Annotated in this window: 20 protein-coding genes; 12 read left to right on the forward strand and 8 right to left on the reverse strand. The window is 72.7% G+C overall.

Annotation, left to right across the window (positions count from 1 at the left end; translation table 11 throughout):
• The first annotated feature begins 63 nt into the window (after window positions 1-63).
• The 5 genes from ACRX5S_RS20365 to ACRX5S_RS20385 all read left to right on the forward strand — a co-directional run bounded on the left by ACRX5S_RS20365 (window position 64) and on the right by ACRX5S_RS20385 (window position 5,271).
• Window positions 64-756 carry a DUF6629 family protein gene (locus tag ACRX5S_RS20365; protein WP_436774428.1) on the forward strand — a complete coding sequence of 231 codons (693 nt, stop codon included), beginning with the start codon at window positions 64-66 and terminating at the stop codon, window positions 754-756.
• Window positions 757-853: 97 nt separating this feature from the next.
• The gene (locus ACRX5S_RS20370) at window positions 854-1,648 is read left to right on the forward strand and encodes a metallophosphoesterase family protein (protein WP_436774429.1); all 795 of its coding nucleotides are present in this window, start codon (window positions 854-856) and stop codon (window positions 1,646-1,648) included.
• The gene (locus ACRX5S_RS20375) at window positions 1,645-4,188 is read left to right on the forward strand and encodes a DEAD/DEAH box helicase (RefSeq protein WP_436774678.1); all 2,544 of its coding nucleotides are present in this window, start codon (window positions 1,645-1,647) and stop codon (window positions 4,186-4,188) included. The genes ACRX5S_RS20370 and ACRX5S_RS20375 overlap by 4 nt, the downstream gene beginning before the upstream one ends.
• Before the next feature lie 229 nt (window positions 4,189-4,417).
• Window positions 4,418-4,633, forward strand: coding sequence for a chaplin (locus tag ACRX5S_RS20380; RefSeq protein WP_436774679.1), 216 nt, complete (start codon window positions 4,418-4,420; stop codon window positions 4,631-4,633).
• Window positions 4,634-4,797: 164 nt separating this feature from the next.
• The gene (locus tag ACRX5S_RS20385; RefSeq protein ID WP_436774430.1) at window positions 4,798-5,271 is read left to right on the forward strand and encodes a hypothetical protein; all 474 of its coding nucleotides are present in this window, start codon (window positions 4,798-4,800) and stop codon (window positions 5,269-5,271) included.
• Here ACRX5S_RS20385 and ACRX5S_RS20390 read toward each other — a convergent pair.
• Complete coding sequence (locus ACRX5S_RS20390) at window positions 5,251-6,183, reverse strand: slipin family protein (protein ID WP_436774431.1); 933 nt, start codon at window positions 6,181-6,183, stop codon at window positions 5,251-5,253. The genes ACRX5S_RS20385 and ACRX5S_RS20390 overlap by 21 nt on opposite strands.
• A 179-nt stretch (window positions 6,184-6,362) precedes the next feature.
• Window positions 6,363-7,385 carry a terpene synthase family protein gene (locus ACRX5S_RS20395; protein ID WP_436774432.1) on the reverse strand — a complete coding sequence of 341 codons (1,023 nt, stop codon included), beginning with the start codon at window positions 7,383-7,385 and terminating at the stop codon, window positions 6,363-6,365.
• A 383-nt stretch (window positions 7,386-7,768) separates the two neighbouring features.
• Between ACRX5S_RS20395 and ACRX5S_RS20400 the strand changes: the two genes are divergently transcribed.
• Window positions 7,769-9,583, forward strand: coding sequence for a GMC oxidoreductase (locus ACRX5S_RS20400; RefSeq protein WP_436774433.1), 1,815 nt, complete (start codon window positions 7,769-7,771; stop codon window positions 9,581-9,583).
• A 166-nt stretch (window positions 9,584-9,749) separates the two neighbouring features.
• On the forward strand, window positions 9,750-11,318 hold the full coding sequence (lnt, locus tag ACRX5S_RS20405) for an apolipoprotein N-acyltransferase (RefSeq protein ID WP_436774434.1): 1,569 nt from the start codon (window positions 9,750-9,752) through the stop codon (window positions 11,316-11,318).
• A gap of 34 nt (window positions 11,319-11,352) precedes the next feature.
• Here the strand turns inward: lnt and ACRX5S_RS20410 are convergent, their stop codons facing one another.
• From ACRX5S_RS20410 to ACRX5S_RS20420, 3 genes are read right to left on the reverse strand one after another with little or no spacing between them, the layout of a single operon-like run.
• Window positions 11,353-12,642 carry an RNA polymerase sigma factor gene (locus ACRX5S_RS20410; RefSeq protein WP_436774435.1) on the reverse strand — a complete coding sequence of 430 codons (1,290 nt, stop codon included), beginning with the start codon at window positions 12,640-12,642 and terminating at the stop codon, window positions 11,353-11,355.
• Entirely contained in the window at window positions 12,639-12,974 is a 336-nt protein-coding gene (locus tag ACRX5S_RS20415) for a YciI family protein (RefSeq protein WP_436774436.1), read from the reverse strand. The genes ACRX5S_RS20410 and ACRX5S_RS20415 overlap by 4 nt, the downstream gene beginning before the upstream one ends.
• Window positions 12,975-13,020: 46 nt before the next feature.
• Window positions 13,021-13,647 carry a dihydrofolate reductase family protein gene (locus tag ACRX5S_RS20420; protein ID WP_436774437.1) on the reverse strand — a complete coding sequence of 209 codons (627 nt, stop codon included), beginning with the start codon at window positions 13,645-13,647 and terminating at the stop codon, window positions 13,021-13,023.
• Window positions 13,648-13,891: 244 nt separating this feature from the next.
• Here ACRX5S_RS20420 and ACRX5S_RS20425 point away from each other — a divergent pair, with 244 nt between their 5' ends.
• The gene (locus tag ACRX5S_RS20425) at window positions 13,892-14,242 is read left to right on the forward strand and encodes a DoxX family protein (RefSeq protein ID WP_436774438.1); all 351 of its coding nucleotides are present in this window, start codon (window positions 13,892-13,894) and stop codon (window positions 14,240-14,242) included.
• A 99-nt stretch (window positions 14,243-14,341) separates the two neighbouring features.
• Here ACRX5S_RS20425 and ACRX5S_RS20430 read toward each other — a convergent pair whose 3' ends face one another.
• Entirely contained in the window at window positions 14,342-14,980 is a 639-nt protein-coding gene (locus tag ACRX5S_RS20430) for a VOC family protein (protein ID WP_436774439.1), read from the reverse strand.
• A 257-nt stretch (window positions 14,981-15,237) separates the two neighbouring features.
• On the opposite strand from ACRX5S_RS20430, the gene ACRX5S_RS20435 reads away from it, so the two are divergent.
• From ACRX5S_RS20435 to ACRX5S_RS20450, 4 genes are all read left to right on the forward strand, one after another.
• Entirely contained in the window at window positions 15,238-15,603 is a 366-nt protein-coding gene (locus tag ACRX5S_RS20435) for a DUF485 domain-containing protein (RefSeq protein ID WP_436774440.1), read from the forward strand.
• Window positions 15,600-17,288, forward strand: coding sequence for a solute symporter family protein (locus ACRX5S_RS20440; RefSeq protein ID WP_436774441.1), 1,689 nt, complete (start codon window positions 15,600-15,602; stop codon window positions 17,286-17,288). Before ACRX5S_RS20435 ends, ACRX5S_RS20440 begins: the two co-directional genes overlap by 4 nt.
• Before the next feature lie 313 nt (window positions 17,289-17,601).
• Window positions 17,602-18,684 carry a cytochrome c oxidase assembly protein gene (locus ACRX5S_RS20445; RefSeq protein ID WP_436774680.1) on the forward strand — a complete coding sequence of 361 codons (1,083 nt, stop codon included), beginning with the start codon at window positions 17,602-17,604 and terminating at the stop codon, window positions 18,682-18,684.
• Between the two features lie 5 nt (window positions 18,685-18,689).
• Window positions 18,690-19,907, forward strand: coding sequence for a methyltransferase domain-containing protein (locus ACRX5S_RS20450; protein WP_436774442.1), 1,218 nt, complete (start codon window positions 18,690-18,692; stop codon window positions 19,905-19,907).
• Window positions 19,908-19,989: 82 nt separating this feature from the next.
• On the opposite strand, the gene ACRX5S_RS20455 is transcribed toward ACRX5S_RS20450, so the two are convergent.
• Both ACRX5S_RS20455 and ACRX5S_RS20460 read right to left on the reverse strand, forming a co-directional pair.
• Window positions 19,990-21,075, reverse strand: coding sequence for a PrsW family intramembrane metalloprotease (locus ACRX5S_RS20455; protein ID WP_436774443.1), 1,086 nt, complete (start codon window positions 21,073-21,075; stop codon window positions 19,990-19,992).
• Complete coding sequence (locus ACRX5S_RS20460; RefSeq protein ID WP_436774444.1) at window positions 21,072-21,692, reverse strand: hypothetical protein; 621 nt, start codon at window positions 21,690-21,692, stop codon at window positions 21,072-21,074. Before ACRX5S_RS20460 ends, ACRX5S_RS20455 begins: the two co-directional genes overlap by 4 nt.
• Window positions 21,693-21,705: the final 13 nt, after the last annotated feature.

Below are 21,705 nucleotides of genomic sequence, written 5' to 3' on the forward strand. Positions count from 1 at the left end.
CCGACAGGAGCGACAGGTCGTATGTGTTGGAGTGCCACCGCCGATGTGATAGCCGGGACCGCCGTGAGCGCGGTCGGGATCGCGACGCTCGCCTCGGTGCGCCGTCCCAGAGACGTCGTCCTCGCGTCGGTGCCGCTGATCCTGGGCTTCCATCAGCTCGTCGAGGCGGTGGTGTGGCGCGGCGAGGAGGGCAAGGCCACCGAGGAGGCCGCGGAACTCGCGCGGGGCATATGGGCGTTCATAGCCTTCCCCCTGCTGCCCTTCCTGGTGCCGCTCGGCGTGCTGCTGGCGGTGTGGCCGGCGGCCGGACGCCATCGCCGTGCGGCGCTCGGTGCGCTGTTCGGCATAGGCGTCGTGGTCGCCGCATACCTCGGCGAAGCACTGGCGACCGGCCCCGTGGACGCCACCGTGCGCGGCCACACGGTGCAGTACGCCATCGGCATCGACCACCCGCACCCCGTCATAGCGGGCTACCTGGTCGCCACGCTCGGCGCGCTGCTGGCGTCCGGCGAACGCGTCCTCGTGTGGTTCGGCGCGGTCGGCGCGGTCGGTGCCGCGGTCTGCGCCTGGATCTGGACGCGCGAGTTCGCCTCCACCTGGTGCGCGCTCGCCGCCGTCACCTCGGTGATGCTGCTGGCCTGGGTGCGCGGGCGCGGCACGCCCCATCCCGCCGACCGGACCGAGCCGGGCCGGGGCGGCCGCGGACACGAGGGCCGGGTCCGGCACTTCGCGCACCGGATGCATCGCTCTGTGTGACGCAGGTGCAGCGGAAACGCACCGGCGGCGCCCCGACCTGCGATTTGGCAAGATCCACTCGGGCGCCCGCGGGAGGCCAAGCCGTACCGTTGAGGACATGCGCGTTCTCAATGGGAAAGTGGAGCCGGTCACCCAGGTCAGATACCGGCGGGCCCGTCGCGGCGGCGGGACCGAGACCGCGCTGCTCGCCGTCGAGTCGCTGCGCGTCGACACGCTGCCCGCGGACGTCGACGCGGTCGTGCTGACCGGGGACCTCCAGGGCATCGCGCCGTCCCCCTACGGCGGCGAGGACGTGCTGCTCGGGATCGCGCTCGCCGACCACATGGCCGTGTGGGCCGAGGCGGGCCTGCTGCCCGCCGCCGACCGCGTCGGCGTCGTCCTCGCGGGCGACCTCTACTCCGCCCCGCGCGCCAACCGCCGCGGCGCCTCCGGCGAAGTCGCCGACGTCTGGCTGGCGTTCGCCGCCGCCGGGTGCGCCTGGATCGTCGGCGTCGCGGGCAACCACGACCTGGTCACCGCCGAGGAGGTCGCCGGGCTCGGCGGCGTCGCCGCGCTGCTCGACGGCGACGTGGTCGAGTACGGCGGCGTGCGCTTCGGCGGCGTCAGCGGCGTCATCGGCGACCCGCGCCGCACCGACCGCCGCGCCGAGGACGACTTCCTGGCCGCGCTGGACACCGTCGCGCGGGCCGCGCCGGACGTCCTGGTCCTGCACGAGGGGCCGCCCGGCGTCCGCCGCGAGCAGCACGGCAACCCGCTCATCGGCGCGCGTGTCGCCGACGCGGGCACGCCCCTGACGGTGTGCGGCCACCTGCACTGGGACCGCCCGCTCGCCCGGCTCGGCGCCGGGCACGTGGTCAACGTCGACGACCGGGTGGTTGTTCTGACCCGCTGACCCACGCCGGGCCCGCGAGCAGGCAGGATGGTGGGGTGAACCTCATCGACCGGCTTCCCTCCGACACCGATCCCGACAGCCTCTTCGAGGCCTTCTCCGCGTGGACGGAGGAGCGCGGGATCAGCCTGTATCCGGCGCAGGAGGAAGCCCTCATCGAGGTCGTCTCCGGTGCGAACGTCATCCTCAGCACCCCCACCGGGTCCGGCAAGTCGATGGTCGCGCTCGGTGCGCACTACCACGCCCTCGCGCGCGGCAGGCGCACCTTCTACACCGCGCCCATCAAGGCCCTGGTGTCGGAGAAGTTCTTCGACCTGGTCAAGGCGTTCGGCACCTCCAACGTCGGCATGATGACCGGCGACGCCAGCGTCAACGCCACCGCGCCGATCATCTGCTGCACCGCCGAGGTGCTGGCCCAGATCGCGCTGCGCGACGGGCCGGACGCCGACGTCGGCCAGGTCGTCATGGACGAGTTCCACTTCTACGCCGAGCCGGACCGCGGCTGGGCGTGGCAGATCCCGCTCATCGAGCTGCCGCACGCGCAGTTCGTCCTGATGTCCGCGACCCTCGGCGACGTCGCGCGCTTCGAGGAGGACCTGACGCGCCGGACCGGGCGTCCGACCGCCGTGGTGCGGTCCGCGGTGCGGCCGGTGCCGCTCACGTACGAATACGTCACCACCCCCATCCACGAGACCCTCGAAGAGCTGATGCGCGTCGGCCAGGCGCCCGTCTACGTCGTGCACTTCACGCAGGCCGCCGCCGTCGAGCGCGCCGCCTCGCTGATGAGCATCAACCTGGCCACCAAGGACGAGAAGAAGCGGATCGCCGACCTGATCGGGCACTTCCGCTTCACCACCAAGTTCGGCCGCAACCTGGAGCGCTGGGTCAAGCACGGCATCGGCGTGCACCACGCCGGCATGCTGCCCAAGTACCGGCGCCTGGTCGAGCGGCTGGCGCAGGCCGGGCTGCTCAAGGTCATCTGCGGCACCGACACGCTCGGCGTCGGCGTCAACGTCCCGATCCGGACCGTGCTGTTCACCGCGCTGTCCAAGTACGACGGCGTGCGCGTCCGGCGCCTGCGGGCCCGCGAGTTCCACCAGATCGCCGGGCGGGCCGGGCGCGCCGGGTTCGACACCGTCGGGCACGTCGTCGTGCAGGCCCCCGAGCACGAGATCGAGAACCTGCGCGCGCTCGCCAAGGCCGGGGACGACCCCAAGAAGCGCCGCAAGGTCGTGCGCAAGAAGGCCCCCGAGGGCTTCGTGTCGTGGAGCGGCGAGACCTTCGACCGCCTCCAGACCGCCGAGCCGGAGCCGCTGAACTCGCGCTTCAAGGTCAGCCACGCCATGCTCCTCTCGGTCATCGGGCGACCGGGCGACGCCTTCCAGGCGATGCGCCGCCTGCTCACCGACAACCACGAGGACAAGTCGGCGCAGCGGCGGCACATCCGCGACGCCATCGCCATCTACCGGTCGCTGCTGGACGGCGGCATCGTCGAGCGGCTGGAGGCCCCGGACGCAGAGGGCCGCACCGTGCGGCTCACCGTCGACCTCCAGGACAACTTCGCGCTCAACCAGCCGCTGTCCACCTTCGCGCTGGCGGCCTTCGAGCTGCTGGACCGCGAGTCGCCGTCGTACGCCCTCGACCTCGTCTCGGTCGTCGAGGCCACCTTGGACGACCCGCGCCAGATCCTGGCCGCGCAGCAGAACAAGGCGCGCGGCGAGGCGGTCGCGCAGATGAAGGCGGACGGCATCGAGTACGAGGAGCGCATGGAGCTGCTCCAGGACATCACGTACGAGAGGCCGCTGGAGGACCTGCTCGACCATGCGTACGAGGTCTACCGCACCGGCCACCCCTGGGTCGGCGACCACGAGCTGAGCCCCAAGTCCATCGTGCGCACGATGTACGAGCAGGCCATGACGTTCGTGGAGTTCACCAACTTCTACGAGTTGGCGCGGGCCGAGGGGATCGTGCTGCGCTACCTCGCGAGCGCGTACAAGGCGCTCCAGCAGACGGTGCCCGACGACCTCAAGACCGACGATCTGCTCGACCTGATCGAGTGGCTGGGCGAGATCGTGCGGCAGGTCGACTCCAGCCTGCTCGACGAGTGGGAGCAACTGGCGAACCCGGACGCGGTGGCGGCGGAGCCGGACGTCCTGGACGAGAAGACCCGGCCGGTCACCTCGAACGCGCGGGCGTTCCGCGTGCTGGTCCGCAACGCGCTGTTCCGCCGCGTGGAACTGGCGGCGCTGCGCAAGTACTTCGACCTCGGCGAGCTGGACGGCGAGTCCGGCTGGAACGCCGACCGCTGGGCCGAGGCGATGGGCGGCTACTACGCGGAGCACGACGAGCTGGGCACCGGTCCGGACGCGCGCGGGCCCAAGATGCTGCTGGTCGAGGAGGAGGAGTGGAGCTGGCGTGTGCGCCAGATCTTCGACGACCCGGAGCGGGACCACGACTGGGGCATCAGCGCCGAGGTCGATCTCGCGGCGTCGGACGCGGAGGGGCGCGCGGTCGTGCGGGTCACGGGGGTGGACCGGCTCTGAGGAGCGGGCGCGCTCGACCACATGGCGGTGTCCGCGGGTCCCCCGCGGCGGTGGGCCGTCCGGCGGAAAAATGCCCGATTTCGCCCGTATTTCCATCACTCTCCGTGAATCACCCATATGCCGGTTGCCATCGCCGGGGCGGCGGCCCGACCGTGGTTCAGGACCGCCGTAGGGCGGTCTTCCACCGTCTTAGGGAGATCATGTGACTAGCTGGGTCAAGAAGACGGCCGTGACCATCGCCGCGGCCGGAGCGGTTCTGGCGCTCGGTGCGGGCGGTGCGCAGGCGGACGCGGGGGCGAACGGCGCCGCCGTGGGCTCCCCGGGCGTGCTGTCGGGCAACCTGATCCAGGTGCCGATCCACGTTCCGATCAACGTCTGCGGCAACACCGTCAGCGTCATCGGCGTGCTCAACCCGGCCTTCGGCAACTTCTGCTACAACGGCTGACACCGCGGGTCGCCACGACCCGCACCGACGGCCCCCGCGTTGTCCTTCCGTGGATGCGGGGGCCGTCGCACGCCCCGGACGCCGCGCACGTACGCCCGTGCGCTTGCCGCGACTTCGGGCGCTCGGCGCGCGGGTGGGGCACGATGTGTTGCATGGAAGACGCCATGACCGCCTCTGCCCCGTACTCCCGGCACCGCGCGTCCGGCGGCTCGCGCCGCCCGTGTGCCGCGTCCCGCCGCGCGGACTGCCGGTCGACCTCGAAGTGGTCCGTCGGGTCCGACCGTTCGGTGCTCTCGCTGTGGTCGCGCGGCTCGGTGCTGTCGATCGCGTCGGAGGGCTCGGTGCTGTCCATCGGGTCCATCGGCTCGGCCGGATCGGTCGCGTCGGTGGGGTCCGCGCTGTCCGCGCTGTCGATCGGGTCGTGGCTCAGTGTCGGCTCGGCGCTGTCCGCGCAGTCGCGGTGGTCCGTCATGTCGTGGCGGTCCGCGGGCGGGCGGATGGACGCGCACGCGTCCGGGCCGCGCTGCCACCCCGCGCGGACCGCGGCCACCGCGCTGTTCGTCGCGGGAGCGATCGCGGGCGCGCTGGCGACGGTGCGGCCCGGGCGGCGCGGGGGATCAGGGCGGTCCGTCGGCTGAGGTCTCGGTGTCGGCCGGGACGTCGCCCGCGGGGGCATCGCCTGCGGGCCCGTCCTCGTTCGGGGCCTTGGCGCCCCGGCTCTCCAGCGGCTGCTTGTCGGCCGCGGCCTCCATCGCGTCGGCGATCCGCGAGGCCACCCCGCGCCGGGACGCCAGGTCGTCGGCCGCGTTGTCCAGATAGCGCAGCAACTCGACCGGGAACGGCAGGATCAGCGTCGAGTTCTTCTCCGCCGACACCTCCACGATCGTTTGCAGCAGCCGCAGTTGCAGCGCGCTCGGGGACCGCGACATCGCGTCCGCCGCCAGCGCCAGCTTCTCGGACGCCTGGAGCTCGCCGTCCGCGGTGATGATGCGCGAACGCCGCTCGCGCTCCGCCTCCGCCTGCCGGGACATCGAGCGCTTCATCGACTCCGGCAGTGCCACGTCCTTCAGCTCCACGCGGTCGATCTCGATGCCCCACCCGACGGCGGGGGAGTCGAGCATGAGGGCCAGGCCCTGGTTGAGCGGCTCGCGGTTGGTGAGCAGGTCGTCCAGGTCGCTCTTGCCGATGATCGAGCGCAGCGAGGTCTGCGCGACCTGGGACATGGCGTATGTGTAGTCCTGCACCTCGACGATCGCGCGTACCGGGTCACGCACCCGGAAGTAGACCACCGCGTCCACCCGTACCGTCACGTTGTCGCGCGTGATGCCCTCCTGGGCCGGGACGGGCATCGTCACGATCTGCACGTTGACCTTGCGCACCCGGTCGAACACCGGGACGACCATGGTGAAGCCGGGGGGCCGGACGTCCGACTGCACGCGGCCGAGCCGGAAGACCACGCCGCGCTCGTACTGCTGGATGACCCTGGCGCCGCGCGCGGCGGTGAACAGCGCGACAAGGCCCACGATGAGAACGACGAGCAGGACGGCCATGGCAGGCTCCGATGCTCCGCGGCGGATCCGGTACGGCTGTGCCACTCCCAGGGTAGGACCGGGGTTTCCGAACATCCACGGTCACCCGATCGGGCTCCCGGCCGCGGCGGCCGCCGCCGGAACGGGTCCTCGACGGACCGTACGAGGACCTGCTCCGGCGGCGGCGCCCAACGTTCCGGTCAGCCGGCCTTCGGCAGCACCTCCAGACTTTCGAGATAGGGCGCGGGCCCTGTCATCTGCGTCGTCGGCGCAACCGTGTACCGGCCGCTGGCGAGGCCCCATTCGTAGTTGCCGCGGATCCAGTCGCCGGTGCCCGCGACGCCGAGTTCAACGGATTTCCTCTCCTCGTCGGTGAGTTGCAGTTCATCGCACATGTCCGGAATGCGGGCGTGCAGCTCGATGACCTCGTCGAGCAGCGCGTACGTCATCCGGATCGCCTCGTCGAGCGCCGCCGACCGCGAGCAGCCCAGGTGCCGCTTCAGCACCGTGACCAGGTTGTGCCGGTCGCCGCGGGCCTCCTCGCGATCGAGCGAGTGGATGTCGTTCATGTACGCGATGCAGTCCGTGGTCGCGTGCCGCAGCCGGCGCATGACCGGGTGGGCCTGCGCCTGCGGCGGGACCTCGAACCCGCCTATGCGCTCCACCGCGTCCAGCGAGTGCTGGAGACCCACGGTGTGCTGGCGCAGCGCCAGGTACCCGTCGAGGTCCATGACCTCGCCGTGTGCGGCGAGGTGGATCTCGCAGACGGCCGCGGCCATGAACCGCGCCCAGTTGCTCGCGAACCGGTTCTGCCAGGTCTCCGACATGCCGGCGCACATCTGCGGCCAGATCTCGACCCACGCGAGGGTCACCGGGCAGACGACGTCCGGCGGAGTGCCGACCGGGCGGAACGGGATCGCGATCATCTCGCGCGCGACCGCCGACACCTGTGACGGGCGGTCGCCCGAGGCGTCGAACTGGTCGTCGAAGAGGAAGGCGAAGCCGAACCAGTTGATCAGCATGTCGAGGTCGTCGCCGGTGGCGTGGGGGTACGTGCGGGCGGCCGCCTGGGCGAGGTCCCAGGAGGCGTACTCGCGCAGACCCGCCTCGCCCCGTACGAGCCCGTGCTCCCACGTCCAGTCGAGGTTGCGCGGCCGAGCCCGGTCAAGGTCGGGGCTCACCCGCGAGGCGAAAGGAATCGTGAAGTGAACAGATTGCGGCATAGAACTCTCCGTTCCCGACTCAGCCGGCGGCACGGTGCCCCGGCTCCCACCCGAGCCGCCGAACCATGGATTCCACGGCCCGCATCACCATCTACCCCTCGCCGAAAGCCGGTCGCAAGGTTCTTATGACGGTGAATTACCGAGGGTGTCCCCACTGTGACCTGATCGGCAATTCCGCGGCAAATATGGGCAGTTGCGACCCCCATGGGGGACGCATTTGGACCGGCTGTACGGGTTTCGACTGTGTGGCGGGCGTGCACCGGCGGCTCCGGAGATGTCCACGCAACGATGCCGTGCCGGGTTCAGGGGGGCGTCGCGGGGGCGGGCGGAGCGGGTTTCGGCGGGGTCTTCCCCCGCGGGTTACCGGAAAGTAATGTGCCGCTATGACGAGCGAGCAGGGCACCGTTCCGGACAGTTCCCGTGCCTCATCGGGCATTCCCGCGAGCGCGTCCCCGGCCGCGTCCGCGGACGGCCCGGTGCGGCGGCCCCGGCGCCACCACTACGACGTCCTGGTGATCGGCTCCGGCTTCGGCGGGTCGGTCAGCGCACTGCGCCTCACCGAGAAGGGCTTCCGGGTCGGCGTCATGGAGGCCGGCCGCCGCTTCGCGGACGCCGATCTGCCCAAGACCTCCTGGCAGTTGCGCGACTACCTGTGGGCGCCGCGGCTGGGGATGTACGGGATCCAGCGCGTGCACGTCCTCAAGGACGTCGTGGTCCTGGCCGGTGCCGGGGTCGGCGGCGGCTCGCTCAACTACGCCAACACGCTGTACCAGCCGCCCGCGGCGTTCTTCGCGGACCCGCAGTGGGGCCACATCACCGACTGGCAAACCGAGCTGGAGCCGTTCTACCGGCAGGCGCGCAGCATGCTGGGCGTCGTGGTCAACCCGCACACCACGCCCGCCGACGTGCACATGAAGGCGGTCGCCGAGGAGATGGGCGTGGGGGACAGCTTCCACCTCGCGCCGGTCGGCGTGCTGTTCCCGCGCGAGGGCGAGCGGCCCGGACAGCGGGTCCCCGACCCGTACTTCGGCGGCGCGGGGCCGGAGCGCACCACCTGCACCCAGTGCGGCTCGTGCATGACGGGGTGCCGGGTCGGTGCGAAGAACACGCTGCTGAAGAACTACCTGCACCTCGCCGAGCGGGCCGGGGCGGAGGTGCACGCGGAGCGGACGGTGCGGCGCGTACGGCCGCTGCCGGGCGGCGGGTACGCGGTCGAGACGGTGCCGACCCGGGCGGCGACGCCGCGCGCCGCCCGGCGCGAACTGCGGACGTGGACGGCCGACCAGGTCGTCTTCGCGGCCGGGACGCTCGGCACCCAGCGGCTGCTGCACCGCATGGTCGCCGAGGGCACGCTGCCGCGGTTGTCGAGGCGGCTCGGCGAGCTGACCCGGACCAACTCCGAGGCGCTGCTGGGCGCCGCCGCGCTGGAGACGGGCGTGGTGGACGCGTCGGTCGGGGTGGCCATCACGTCGTCCTGGCACCCGGACGCGAACACGCACATCGAACCGGTCCGCTACGGCAAGGGGTCCAACGCGATGGGGCTGATGCAGACGCTGCTGACGGACGGCGACCGGCCGCGGCTGCGTCAGTTCTTCGGGCAACTGGCGCGCGATCCGCGCCGCATCCGCATGTTCAGCGTGCGCAACTGGTCGGAGCGCACGATCATCGCGCTGGTGATGCAGTCGCTCGACAACTCACTGACGGTGTACCGCAAGCGCGGGCTGTTCGGCCGGACACGCATCACCACCCGGCAGGGTCACGGCGAGCCCAACCCGACATGGATCCCGGCGGGCAACCGGGCCGTGAAACTGCTCGCGGAACGCCTCGGCGGGCAGGCGGGCGGCACGCTGGGCGATCTGTTCAACGTCCCGATGACCGCGCACATGCTCGGCGGCTGCGTGATCGGCGACTCGCCGGCGACCGGCGTCGTCGACCCGTACCACCGGCTGTACGGCCATGCCGGCCTGCACGTCGTGGACGGCGCGGCGGTCTCCGCGAACCTCGGCGTCAACCCGTCCCTGACCATCACCGCCCAGGCCGAACGCGCGATGGCCCTGTGGCCGAACAAGGGCGAAAAGGACACTCGCCCGCCCCTGGGCCGCCCCTACCGCCGCATCCCGTACACGGCCCCGCGCACCCCGGCCGTGCCGGACGACGCCCCGGCCGCGCTGCGCCTGCCGATAGCCGAGGTCCGGTAGCCCTCCGGGCCGGGGCGGAAGCCCAGGGCCGCGGAAGGCGGCCTGGAGGGGGCGCGGGGCGGTGTGGTGAGATACGCGGATGAGGACCAAGAGTGTCAGGGCGGCCGAGTCTGTGGGTGGGGAGGTGGTGGCTGACGTGCGGTCCTCGGCTGGGGAGCCGCCGTTTGTGCCCGGGCGCTGGGGGGCCTTGGTCGCGGTGCTCGGCGGGGTGCTGCTGTTCGCCGGGTTCGAGCCCGTGGACTTCTGGCCGCTCGCGTTCGTCGGGCCCGCGCTGCTGGTCGTGGCCCTCAAAGGCCGCCGCGCACGGACCGCGTTCTGGTACGGGTTCCTCTTCGCCGTCGCCCTCTTCGCCCCGCTGGTGCTGTGGCTCAGCAATCTCGGATGGCTGCCGTGGGCCGCGCTCACGCTGGCCGAGTCCGCGCTGTTCGGGCTGCTCGCGATGCCCGTACCGGCACTGCTGCGGCGGCGCGCGTGGCCGGTGTGGATCGCCGCGTGGTGGATAGCCGTCGAGGCGATCCGCGGGCGCGAACCGCTCGGTGGGTTCCCCTGGGGGCGCCTCGCGTTCAGCCAGGCCGACTCGCCCGCGCTGGGCTGGGTGACCGTGGCCGGTGCGCCGGGGCTCAGCCTGATCGTGGTCCTGGTGCCGGTCGCCCTCGCGTGGGTGGTGCTCGCCGGTACGGGAGGCCGCCGCCCGGCCGTCGTCGGCCTTGTCGGGTCGCTCGCACTCGTCGGCATGGGCCCGCTGCTGCTGCCCGAACCCACCGGCGGCGGTCGGACCGTCACGGTGGCCGCCGTCCAGGGCAACGTGCCGCGCGCCCGCAATCTGGAGGAGCAGACGCGCGTCCGCAACGTCACCGAGAACCACGCCAAGGCGACCCACCAACTTGCCGAGGACATCCGCGCGGGACGCGTCCCCAAGCCCGACATCGTGCTGTGGCCGGAGAACGCGACCGACGACGACCCGCGCGTCGACCCCTACCTCGGGGCGCTCGTCGACGACGCGGTCAACGACGTCGGCGTCCCGGTGCTGGTCGGCGCGATCCTCGACGGCGGCCCCGAGGGGCGCCCGTACAACGCCGGCCTGATGTGGCGGCCGAGCACCGACCCGCAGCCGGGCCCCGGCGAGTGGTACGCCAAGCGCCACCTGGTGCCCTTCGGCGAGTACATCCCGATGCGCGACGTCCTCGGCGGCCTCGGCGACCTGCAACTGATCCCGCGCGACTTCGAGCCCGGCCAGGACAAGCCGGTGCTGTTCCGCACCGGGCCGATCGTGCTCGCGGACACCATCTGCTACGAGGTCGGCTACGACGGCAACGTGCGCAGCACGGTGACGCCCGGCGCGAACCTCATGGTCGTGCAGACCAACAACGCGACGTACGAGCGCGGCATCAGCTTCGGGCAGAGCGAACAGCAGCTCGACATGGCCCGCATCCGCGCCGTCGAACACGACCGCGCCACCGTCGTCGTCTCGACCGTCGGCATCAGCGCTGTCGTCGCACCGGACGGCTCGGTCATGTCGCGCACGGGTCTGTGGGAACCGGGCGTGCTCGTCGAGACGGTCCCGCTGCGCGACGGTACGACGCTCGCCGACCGCGTCGGCTACTGGCCCGAGCTGGTCATCTGCCTGCTCGCCGCGTTCGGCGTGCTGAGCGGGGTCGACTGGTCGCGTACGGCGTCGCGGCTGCGGCGGCGCGGCGGCGAACCGCGGGAGACGTCGGCGACCGCGGACTCCTGATCAACCGCGGACTCCTGAAGGACCGCGCGCGGAACTATGCGTCGCCCCGTGCGCCGCGGAGTTCGGCCAGGCGTGCCTGGAGGAACTTCCGTTCGGCGGCGTTCGCGGTCAGCGCGATCGCCGTTTCGCAGGCCTTGGCGGCGGCCTCGGTGTCGCCGGTCCGGCGCAGCAGGTCGGCCTTGACGGCGGGCAGGTAGTGGTAGGTCGCCAGGCGGCCGTCGCGTTCGAGTCGGGCGACTTCCGCGAGCGCGGGGAGAGGGCCGTCCACGTGGGCGACGGCCACCGCGCGGTTGAGGGCGACCACCGGAGTCGGCCAGACCGCCAGCAGCGCGTCGTACAGGGCGAGGATCTGCGGCCAGTCGGTGTCCTCGTATGTCCGTGCGCCCGCGTGCAGGGTCGCGATGGCGGCCTGCAACGTGAAGCGGTCGGCCGTCCCGGCGCGCAGCGCGTTCTCGACCAGGCCCTCGGCCTCCGCGACGGCGGCCCGGTCCCAACGCGAGCGGTCCTGCTCGGCGAGGGTGAGCGGACGCCCGTCCGACGCCGTGCGCGTCCCGCGTCGCGCGTGGTGCGCGAGCACGAGCGCCAGCAGACCCGAGGTCTCGGGCACCCGCGGCAGGGACTGGTGCAGCATGCGGGCGAGGTCGAGGGCGCGTCCGGCCGGTTCGTCGGCGAGCAGGTCGGGCCCGCTGGGGGCGGCGTGGCCCGCGGTGGACAGCAGGTGGACGACCGTCAGCACGATGTCCAGCCGCTCGGTCAGCTCGGTGGGACCCGGTAGCCGGAACGGCGCGCGCTCGGTGCGCAGCTTCTTCTTCGCCCGGGTGATCCGGGCCGCCAGCGTGGCTTCGGGAACCAGCAGCATGCGGGCGATGTCCGCGGTCGGGACGCCGCACACGAGCCGCAGCGTGAGGGCGACCTGTCCCTCGCGGGGCAGTGCCGGGTGGCAGCACAGGAAGACGAGGCGCAGGCGGTCGTCCAGCAGCGCACGGGGGGTGGGCCGGGTGTCGGCGTCCAGGGGGTCGGTGCCGCCGGGAGCGTCGGGGTGCCGCGGGTCGTTCTCGCCTTCGACGAGGAGCGGCAGCTTCGTCTCCAGCGTCCGGGCCCGGCGCAGCGCGTCGACGGCGTTGTGCCGGGCCGCCACGGTGAGCCACGCGCCGGGGCGGCCCGGGACGCCGTCGCGCGCCCATGCTTCGAGGGCGGCGGCGTACGCGTCCTGCACGCACTCCTCGGCCAGGTCGAGGTCGCGGGTGACGCGCACCGTCGCGGCGAGCAGGATGGCCCACTCGCGGCGGTGCGCGTCGGCGACGGCCTCGCGGACCGGGGTCATGGCCCCATGAGCGGCCACACCTCGACGGCGCCGTCCATGATCGGGAGGAGCTTGGCGACCGCCAGCGCCTGGTCGAGGTCCTCGGCGTCGATGACGAAGAACCCCGCGATCACCTCCTTGGCCTCCAGGAACGGGCCGTCGGTGACCATGCCGCCCTTGTGCACCGTGCGTGCGGTCCGGCTCGGCTGCATGCCGTGCTCGTGGACGACCCGCACGCCCATCGCGGCGATCTTGTCGCTCGCGGCGATGTTGGCCTCCATGACCTCCGGCGGGATGTCGGCGACGCCTCCCGGCAACTCTTTCTCGTAGATCAGGACTGCGAAGTTCGGCATTGCCCGCTCCGTTCTGCCGTGGTCGGGGGAGGCGGTGCGACCGGGCTCACCAGTTGCCGGTCTCGGGGCCCAGCATGCCGTGGGCGAGGGCGCCGGCGCGCACGTAGGTGCTGATCACGATCCCGGTGTCCGACACGGTCGACCCGGTCAGCCCGAGCGTGCCGGGAACCGTCCCGCCGCCGAAGAGACGCTTGCCCGAACCGACCAGCACGGGAAACGTCAGCACCTGGAACTCGTCCACGAGGTCGTGGGCCAGCAGGGTCTGCACGAGGTCGCCGCTGCCGTGCACCTGGATCTCGCCGCCGTCCTCCTCCTTGAGCTTGCGCACCGCGTCCGCGACGTCGCCCTCCAGCAGCGCCGAGTTCCGCCAGGTCAGCTCGGACGCGGTCCGCGACGCGACGTATTTGGGCACCGCGTTGAGCCGCGAGCCGATCGGGTCGTCGTCCTCGGCGAGCGGCCAGGAGGACGCGAAGATGTCGTACGTCTTGCGGCCCAGCAGCAGCGCGTCCAGGCGCTGGACGAACTCGGCCATCCGGGCGATGGTCGCCTCGTCGAAGAACGGCGCCGCCCATCCGCCCTGGTCGAAGCCGCCCTCCCGGTCCTCGTCGGGACCGCCGGGCCCCTGCACGACGCCGTCCAGCGACATGAACGCCGTCACCACGAGCTTGCGCATGGTCCTACCTCCGGGGGTGTTGTCCGGGGCGCCTGGAGGCGCCCTCGTCCTGGACGGCGAACGGGCGGCGCCGAAATCGACAGCCTCGGCAAAAAAACTCGGTGGAAACATCTCGGTGGGAAAAGGTGCGTGCCGGGGGTCTGCCGGTCGGTGCCCGCGCAGTCTGGTGCGCCTGGTGCCCGGGCGGCAAAGTAGACATGTCCTGCTATCACCGTGCGAGTCCCCACCTCGTGGGAGGCGCGTCGTGTTCGTCGCCACTGTGCTCGTGTCGTGTCTGCTCGCCGCCGTCATCGCGCTCTCGGCGGGCTTCAAGCTCACCCACAATCCGGAGGTCGTGCGGCAGTACGCCCGGCTCGGCGTCCCCGAGGACCGGCTCGACCAGCTCGCGGTGCTGCTGCTCGCGGCCGCGGGCGGGCTGCTTGTGGGCCTCGTGTGGTGGCCGATGGGCGCCGCCGCGGCCGGGGGATTGGCGGTCTACTTCCTCGGGGCGGTCGCGGTGCACGTGCGGTCGGGGGTCCTGCGCACGGTCGGCACTCCGCTGCTCATCGAGGCGCTGGCCGTCGCGGCGCTCGTGCTGCGGCTCGGCACGCGCTGAAGCGGGCGTGCCGAGCCGTTCGCGGCGGGTGCGTCGGGGCGGTCGGTGAAGCGCGCCGTGAGCGGGTCGCGCGGGGTGGGGCGCGCGCCCGCGCGATGGTCAGTCGATCCGGACGACCCCGTCGCCAGTCTCGAAGTACACCGCCGTCAGGCCCGCGTCGTCGGCCTCGCCCGGCGGGCTCCAGTCGACGTCCACGTCGTCCAGCGGGTGGTTCTCCGGCTCGCCGAGCCAGTCGGAGACCGTCGACGGGGTGCCCGCGATCGACAGCTTGCGGATGCGTGTGCGCACGTCCGCCGACGGGTGCTCGGACATGTCGAGCCACTGGATGATGTACGGCAGCTGCGGGTCGTCCATCAGGTCCAGGATCCCGATCTGACGCCACTTCAGGTCGTACCGGTCCGGGCGCACCCGGTGCCCGTCCACGGCCGGGCGGCCGAGACGCTCCTCGACCGGCGCGATGTCGTCGACGCGCACCACCCATCCGAGCCAGCCGCCGCCCAGCTCGGCGCGGCGCTTGACCGCGCGGCCGAACGGCGCCGAGTCGGTCGCGGGGTGGTCGAGCGTGGTGACCACCTCCATGTACATGCCGCCCGCCAGCGGCAGGACGAAGTTGCGTGTTCCGAAGCGCGGATGCACGCCGCCGTCCTGGAACGGCGCGCCGAGCATCGAGCCGAGCCGCCCGACGGTCGAGACGAACTCGCCGGGGGAGACGGCGTAGGAGACGTGGTCGAGTCGCATGCCGCGGCTCCTTCCCAGGTCGGGGAGGGCCAACCGTCCGGCCGGGCGGTTCCGGCGAAGGTTCCCACGAAGGGGTGACGCGGCCGACATCAGCCGTACGGCGGCTTCCGGAGCGCCCGCGTGCCGCCGTTCAATGCGTGTTCATCGCCGCCCGCGGTCGTTGGGCTGTCTGGCTGGTAACAGCCGCCTGCCTCCATTTGCCTCCGGGAGTACCCCTTCATGACGACCCCTGCCCGCACGTCATCGGCGGGGTGCCGATGACGCCCCCGACCACGACCGTCGGGACCACCGGCACCGCCCCCGGCACCGCGCCGACCGGGCGCACGCTGCACGACGACCCGCGGTTCCGCGAGCTCAGGCGGCGGTTCCGCCGGTTCGCCTTCCCGGTCACCGCGGCCTTCCTCGGGTGGTACCTGCTGTACGTGCTGCTCTGCGCGTACGCCCGCGACTTCATGGCCCGCGAGATCTCCGGCAACATCAACGTCGCACTCGTTTTCGGACTCGGCCAGTTCGCCGCGACGTTCCTGACCGCGTGGATCTACTCGCGCTTCGCGGACCGCCGCCTCGACCCGCTGTCCGCCGAACTGCGCGCCGCCGCCGAGCGCGGCGAGGTGGCGTCGTGAACGACCACAAGACCCTCACCGTCGCGCTGTTCACCGTCTTCATCGTCGCGACCCTCGCCATCACCGTCGTCGCCGGGCGGCGCACCCGCAGCGCGGCCGACTTCTACGCGGGCGGCCGGTCCTTCTCGCCGCTCCAGAACGGCGTCGCGATCGGCGGGGACTACATGTCCGCCGCGTCCTTCCTCGGCATCGCCGGGATCCTGGCGCTGTCCGGCTACGACGGCTTCCTCTACTCCATCGGCTTCCTGGTGGCGTGGATCGTCGCCCTGCTCCTGGTCGCCGAACCGCTGCGCAACAGCGGCCGGTTCACCATGGCCGACGCCATCTCCGAGCGGCTGCGCTCTCCGCAGGTGCGGGTCGCGGCCGGCATCTCCACCATCGTGGTGTCGATCTTCTACCTGCTGGCCCAGATGGTCGGCGCGGCGTCGGTGATCTCGCTGCTGCTGGGCGTGTCCTCGGACGCCTCGCGGATCTGGACCATCGTCGCGGTCGGCGCACTGATGATCTTCTACGTCACGGTCGGCGGCATGAAGGGCACCACCTGGGTGCAGATCGTCAAGGCGGTCCTGCTCATGATCGGGGCCTGCGTCATGACGGTGTGGGTGCTCGCCAAGTTCGACTTCGCGGTGTCCGACCTGCTGGGTGCCGCGGCCGACCAGTCCGGCAAGGGCGACGCGTTCCTGCAACCCGGCCTCAAGTACGGAGCCACCGACGGCTGGTCCAGGCTGGACATGATCAGCCTCGGCATCGCCCTGGTCCTCGGCACCGCCGCCCTGCCGCACATCCTCGTGCGCTTCTACACCGTGCCGGACGCGAAGGCCGCCCGTAAGTCGGTCAACTGGGCGATCGGCATCATCGGCACCTTCTACCTGATGACCCTGGTCATCGGCTTCGGCGCGGCCGCACTGGTCGGCAGCAAGGCGATCCGTGGCGCGGACCCGTCCGGCAACACGGCCGCGACGCGGCTGGCCGAGCACCTCGGCGGCGGGCCGGGCAGCACCGGCGGCGCGGTGATGCTGGCGTTCATCGCCGCCGTGGCCTTCGCCACGATCCTGGCCGTGGTGGCGGGGCTGACGCTCGCCTCGTCCTCGTCGTTCGCGCACGACCTGTACGCCGGGGTGCTCAAGCGCGGCGGCACCACGGACGCCGAGGAGGTCAAGGTCGCCCGGATCGCCGCCGTCGTCATCGGCGCCGTGGCCATCGCCCTGTCGGTGTTCGCGCGCGAGCTCAACGTCGCGTTCCTGGTGGCACTCGCCTTCGCCATCGCCGCGTCGGCGAACCTCCCGGCCATCGTGTTCGCGCTCTTCTGGCGGCGCTTCACCAAGGCCGGGGCCATCGCGGGCGTCTTCGGCGGCCTGGTCTCGGCCGTCGCGGTCGTGGCGCTGTCGCCGATCGTGTGGGGCGGGGCGAGCGACACGAAGCCCGCGGTGACGCTCACCGCCGCGCAGGCCGACAAGTGCGGCGTCCCGGACGGTTCGCGGGCCGTCGGCAACCCGACCGCACTCGCCTCGTGCACGACCGTCGCACCGATCCCGCTGGAGAACCCGGGGCTCATCTCGATCCCGGTCGGGTTCCTGTGCGCGGCCGCCGGGACCCTGCTCACCGGCAGGGGCCGGACCGACGAGGACGACGCGTCTTTCGAGGAGATGGAGGTACGCGCCCTCACCGGGGTCGGCGCGCACTGACGGATGGGACGGACGGGCGCCCGGCACCGCGCGGTGCCGGGCCGCCGCCCTTCCGGCGCGGACCCGCCGACATATCACCTGTCCGGGGGACTCCACCAGGCCCGGGCCCCACCCGGTGCCGGATCACCGGGCGCCGTACGTCACAGTTGATGCCATGGCTCCATCACCTCGCACGCCGGGACCGGGCGCGTTCCGGGCCGTCGCGCTGATCGCCCTCGGCATCGCCCTGTTCCTCGGCGCGCTGATGCTCGGCGACAGCATGGACGACCTGCACGGGTCCGGCGGCCACCACAGCGGCGGATCCACCAGCGGCATGGCCGACATGGCCGCCTCGCTGGGCCCGCCGACGTTCGCCCGGATGTTCGGCTGGTACCCCGAACCGCTGTTCCTCGCGGGCGGCATCGCCGCCGTCCTGCTGTACGGCGCCGGGGTGTGGCGGCTGCGCTCCAGAGGCGACAAGTGGTCGATCGGCCGCACGCTGGCGTGGCTCGCGGGTGTGGGCACCGTGCTGCTCTCGACGTCCACCGGGCTTGCGGCGTACGGCACCGCCCTGTTCAGCGTGCACATGGTGCAGCACATGATCCTGAGCATGCTCTCGCCGATCCTGCTGCTGCTCGGCGCGCCCATCACCCTCGCGCTGCGGTCGCTGCGGCCCGCGCACAAGGGCGCCGACGGCAAGCCGGGCCGGGGGCCGCGCGAAGTGCTGCTCGCCGTGCTGCACAGCCGGTTCGCGGCGGTCATGTCGTCGCCCGGCGTGACGCTCCCGCTGTTCATCGCGAGCCTCTACGTCCTCTACTTCACCCCGCTGTTCGACCTGGCCATGGGCAACATGTGGGGCCACCGCTGGATGATGGTCCACTTCCTGGCGGTCGGCCTGCTGTTCTTCTGGCCGATCATGGGAATCGACCCCGCGCCCCGGAAACACGGCTACGTCATGAAGATGCTGGAACTGTTCGCGGGGATGCCCTTCCACGCGTTCTTCGGCGTCGCGGTGATGATGTCGTCGTCGCTGATCGTCGACTCCTTCGAGACGCCACCCGCGTCGTGGGGCACGGACGTCCTCGCCGACCAGCAGATGGGCGGCGGCATCGCATGGGCGTTCGGCGAGGTGCCGACGGTCATCGTGCTCCTGGTGATCTTCTCCCAGTGGATGAGCTCGGAGGAACGGCTCGCCCGCCGCAAGGACCGCGCCGCCGACCGCGACGGCGACGCGGAACTGGACGCGTACAACGCCTACTTGTCGCGCCTGGCCGGGGGTGCCCCGGTGCCGGGGAACGCCGAGGCCGCGCAGTCGCCCGGGGCCGCCGAGGCCGTGTCGCATCCCGGGGCCGCCGAGGCAGCGACGACCGGTTCGGCCCCGACGTCCGGTACCGCCGCCGCAGGGCAGCAAGGCTGAGGCGGATGCCGGAGCACAGCGCCGAACGCCTGGCCGCGGAACTGGCCGCGGCCGGGCACCTGCGCCCCGACTGGGCCGACGCATGGCGTGCCGTCGACCGCGCCGCGTTCGTGCCCGCGCGCGTGTGGGTCGCCGACCCCGACGGCTACCGTCGCTTCGACCGCGGTGACGACCCGGACCGCTGGCGCGCGCTCGTCCACTCCGACACGGTCCTCGTCACCCAGGTCGAGGGCGGCACGGCCGAGCCCGAGGTCTCGTCGTGGCCGACGAGCAGCGCGATGATGCCGCGCATGGTGGCCGGCATGCTGGCGGCGCTGGACGTCGCCGACAGTCACCGCGTCCTGGAGATCGGCACAGGTGTCGGCATCGGTGCCGCGTTGCTGAGCGCACGGCTCGGTGACGGGTCCGTCACCTCGATCGAGGTGGACCCGGTGGTGGCCGCGGGAGCCCGGCGGTCGCTCGACCGCGCGGGGTGGCGGCCGTATCTGGCGGTGGGTGACGGCATGGCCGGCGTGCCGGAGCGCGCGCCGTTCGACCGCGTGTTGTCGACGTGTTCGGTACGCACGGTGCCGTGGCCCTGGATCGCCCAGACGCGCCCGGGCGGCCGCGTCCTGACGCCGTGGGGCACCGGGCTCTACAACGGTGTCCTGCTCGACCTCGACGTGGCGGAGGACGCCGACGGTCGGTACGCCACCGGGCGCGTGGTCGGCGACGCGGCGTTCATGTGGGAGCGCGGACAGGGCACGGCCCCCGACTCTGCGCTCGGCGGCATGGCCAAGGCGACCATGGCCCCCGACTGTGCGCCCGGCGGCCCGGTCGAGGCGACCGGCACGGCCGTGACCACCGCGCTCGACGCCCGTGTGCTCTCCGGATCGCGCGACGCCGCGTTCGCGGTCGGCCTGATGGTGCCGGGCGTCCGCGCCCACGTCCACCGCACGGCCGCCGGGCCGCTCGGGGCCGCGGCGCTCGACGCGCTCACGCTGCTGCTCGCGGACGAGGAGACCGGCTCCTGGACGCGCGTCGAACATGTGCCGGGGCGTACCGAATTCGCGGCCGCGTGCTTCGGCCCGCGCGACATCCTGGGCGAGGTCGAGACGGCTTTGCGCTGGTGGTACGACGCGGGACGACCCGCGCGTTCGCGGCTCGGCGTGACGGTGCGCGAGTCCGGCCAGGCCGAATGGCTCGACTCGCCCGGCAACCCGGTCCGCGCGGCGGCTCGCTGAGCCGGTCCCGACTGCGGTCCTGGCTGCGGGCTGGATCGCGGACGCTCGCCCTGCCTTTGTGCGCGCTCGTGCTGCGTCCCGGTCAGAGACGCGCCCGCGCCGCCGCGACCTCGGCGCGCAACTCGGCCGACAGGGACGGCTCGTCCGGGTCCGCCGCCGGGGTGCGGGCGTCGAGCAGGTCGAGCTGGCGTTCCTGGACGTCCGCGATGCGCGCCCGCACCCCCGGAGTCCGGGCGATCCGCCGCGCCCGCACGCGGCTGCGGCGGCCCAGCAGGGTCGCCGCCTCGGACGGCCGCACCGTGTCGTACGCCGCCTCCTCCCGCGCGACCTCCCGCAACCGCGCCCGATAGCGTCGGCGCACCGCCCGGAACACCAGCAGCGCGACGACCAGGTTCAGCGCGACCTTGACGACTATGCCGCCCGGGAAGCCGAGGATCGGCGCGTTGAACTGCCAGTGCATGGCCATCGCCAGCACCCAGAACGCCACCGCGAGGCCGACGCGCCGGGCCGCGGGGGTCCCGTCCCGCGCCACCAGGAAGCCGATGCCGGTGCCCGCGACGGCGGTCATGGCCCAGTGCGAGCCCCACCCGGTGAGCAGCACGCGGACGACGAAGGACCCGACGACCGAGCCGCCCGGCGAGGTGGCGCCTTGCAGCAGGATGTTGTTGAGCGCGTACATGAGGTTCTCGGTCGCCTGGAAGCCGAGGCCGACCAGGGCGCCGTAGACCCAGCCGTCGACGGGCCCGCGCACCGCCCGCGCCGCCGCGAACGTCAGCATCACGACGCCGCAGAGCTTCAGCGTCTCCTCGTTCCACGGTGCGGTCAGGGCCGCGCTCCAGTCGTCCGCGAACTCGACGCCGCGCGTGCGGGCCCAGACGGCGCCCAGCCCGGTGTTGGCGATGACCGCGCAGCCGGTCGCGGCGGTCATGCCCCAGACCACGCAGGCGACGGAGGGCGGGCCGGGCGGCGGGCGGACCGGGCGTACGCGGCGGGCCAGGGCGTATCCGAAGAAGAGCGTGGGGACGAGCAGGCCGGCCGCGAGGGCGGTCGCGGCCGGGAACACCCGGACGGCGTCGAAGTAGTTGAGGCCCAGCGAGACCGCGCCGAACACGCAGGCCGCCACGGCGACCCACAGCGAGAACGAACGGGCGGAGAGTGCGCCCGTCACGGGGCGGGCCCGGCGAAGGAGAGCGAACGGATGACGGCGAGTGCGGCGGCGTGGTCGGCGTCGGCGTCGGTGAGGTCGGTGGTGTCGGTGTCGGTGTCCGACGGGGCCAGGGCGATCATCCGGATGGCGAAGCTCCCGTCCGGGGCCGGGTAGACGGCGGCGGTGCCGCGCTCGTCGCCTTGGGTGAGGCCGCCGATGCTGCCCCGCGCGCCGTTCGCCGAGAGCACCGGCGTGGGCGGGCCGAGACGTGCGTCCGAGGACGACACGCGGACGCTGCGGCGCAGTCCGTCCCACAGGCGGTCCGCGTAGTCGGACGACATCAGGCCGAGGTACGCCACGCTCAGTTCGGTGGAGCCGCGCGTCAGCACGTACTCCTGCGAGGGCGTCGTCTCGGACTCGGCCATCGTCCAGCCGCCGCCGAGCGTGAACCACGCGTGGTCGCCGTCGCCCGGACCCACGCGCAGGACGGCGCCGTCCGGAAGCTCGCGGTCGTCGGACAGCCGCGAGGCGAGGAACGGCCAACCGGCGACGAGCAGCGCCATGACGGCGAGGACGGCCGGCGGCCCCCACCACGGGGCACGGCGGCCCCGGCGGTCGGCGGTACGCGGCTGGGCCATTCCACCAGCGTTG

Origin of the sequence: Yinghuangia sp. YIM S09857 (genome assembly GCF_051388915.1) — a bacterium.
Lineage (GTDB): Bacteria > Actinomycetota > Actinomycetes > Streptomycetales > Streptomycetaceae > Yinghuangia.

Coding starts and splice junctions, on each gene's coding strand:
- ACRX5S_RS20390 (WP_436774431.1), bottom strand. CDS start 6,183: ATGGCCGTCCTGCTCGTCGTTCTCATCGTGGGCCTTGTCGCGCTGTTC.
- ACRX5S_RS20445 (WP_436774680.1), top strand. CDS start 17,602: ATGGCCGACATGGCCGCCTCGCTGGGCCCGCCGACGTTCGCCCGGATG.
- ACRX5S_RS20430 (WP_436774439.1), bottom strand. CDS start 14,980: ATGCGACTCGACCACGTCTCCTACGCCGTCTCCCCCGGCGAGTTCGTC.
- ACRX5S_RS20410 (WP_436774435.1), bottom strand. CDS start 12,642: ATGACCCCGGTCCGCGAGGCCGTCGCCGACGCGCACCGCCGCGAGTGG.
- ACRX5S_RS20400 (WP_436774433.1), top strand. CDS start 7,769: ATGACGAGCGAGCAGGGCACCGTTCCGGACAGTTCCCGTGCCTCATCG.
- ACRX5S_RS20420 (WP_436774437.1), bottom strand. CDS start 13,647: ATGCGCAAGCTCGTGGTGACGGCGTTCATGTCGCTGGACGGCGTCGTG.
- ACRX5S_RS20435 (WP_436774440.1), top strand. CDS start 15,238: ATGACGCCCCCGACCACGACCGTCGGGACCACCGGCACCGCCCCCGGC.
- ACRX5S_RS20370 (WP_436774429.1), top strand. CDS start 854: ATGCGCGTTCTCAATGGGAAAGTGGAGCCGGTCACCCAGGTCAGATAC.
- ACRX5S_RS20395 (WP_436774432.1), bottom strand. CDS start 7,385: ATGCCGCAATCTGTTCACTTCACGATTCCTTTCGCCTCGCGGGTGAGC.
- ACRX5S_RS20385 (WP_436774430.1), top strand. CDS start 4,798: ATGACCGCCTCTGCCCCGTACTCCCGGCACCGCGCGTCCGGCGGCTCG.
- ACRX5S_RS20415 (WP_436774436.1), bottom strand. CDS start 12,974: ATGCCGAACTTCGCAGTCCTGATCTACGAGAAAGAGTTGCCGGGAGGC.
- ACRX5S_RS20450 (WP_436774442.1), top strand. CDS start 18,690: ATGCCGGAGCACAGCGCCGAACGCCTGGCCGCGGAACTGGCCGCGGCC.
- ACRX5S_RS20460 (WP_436774444.1), bottom strand. CDS start 21,692: ATGGCCCAGCCGCGTACCGCCGACCGCCGGGGCCGCCGTGCCCCGTGG.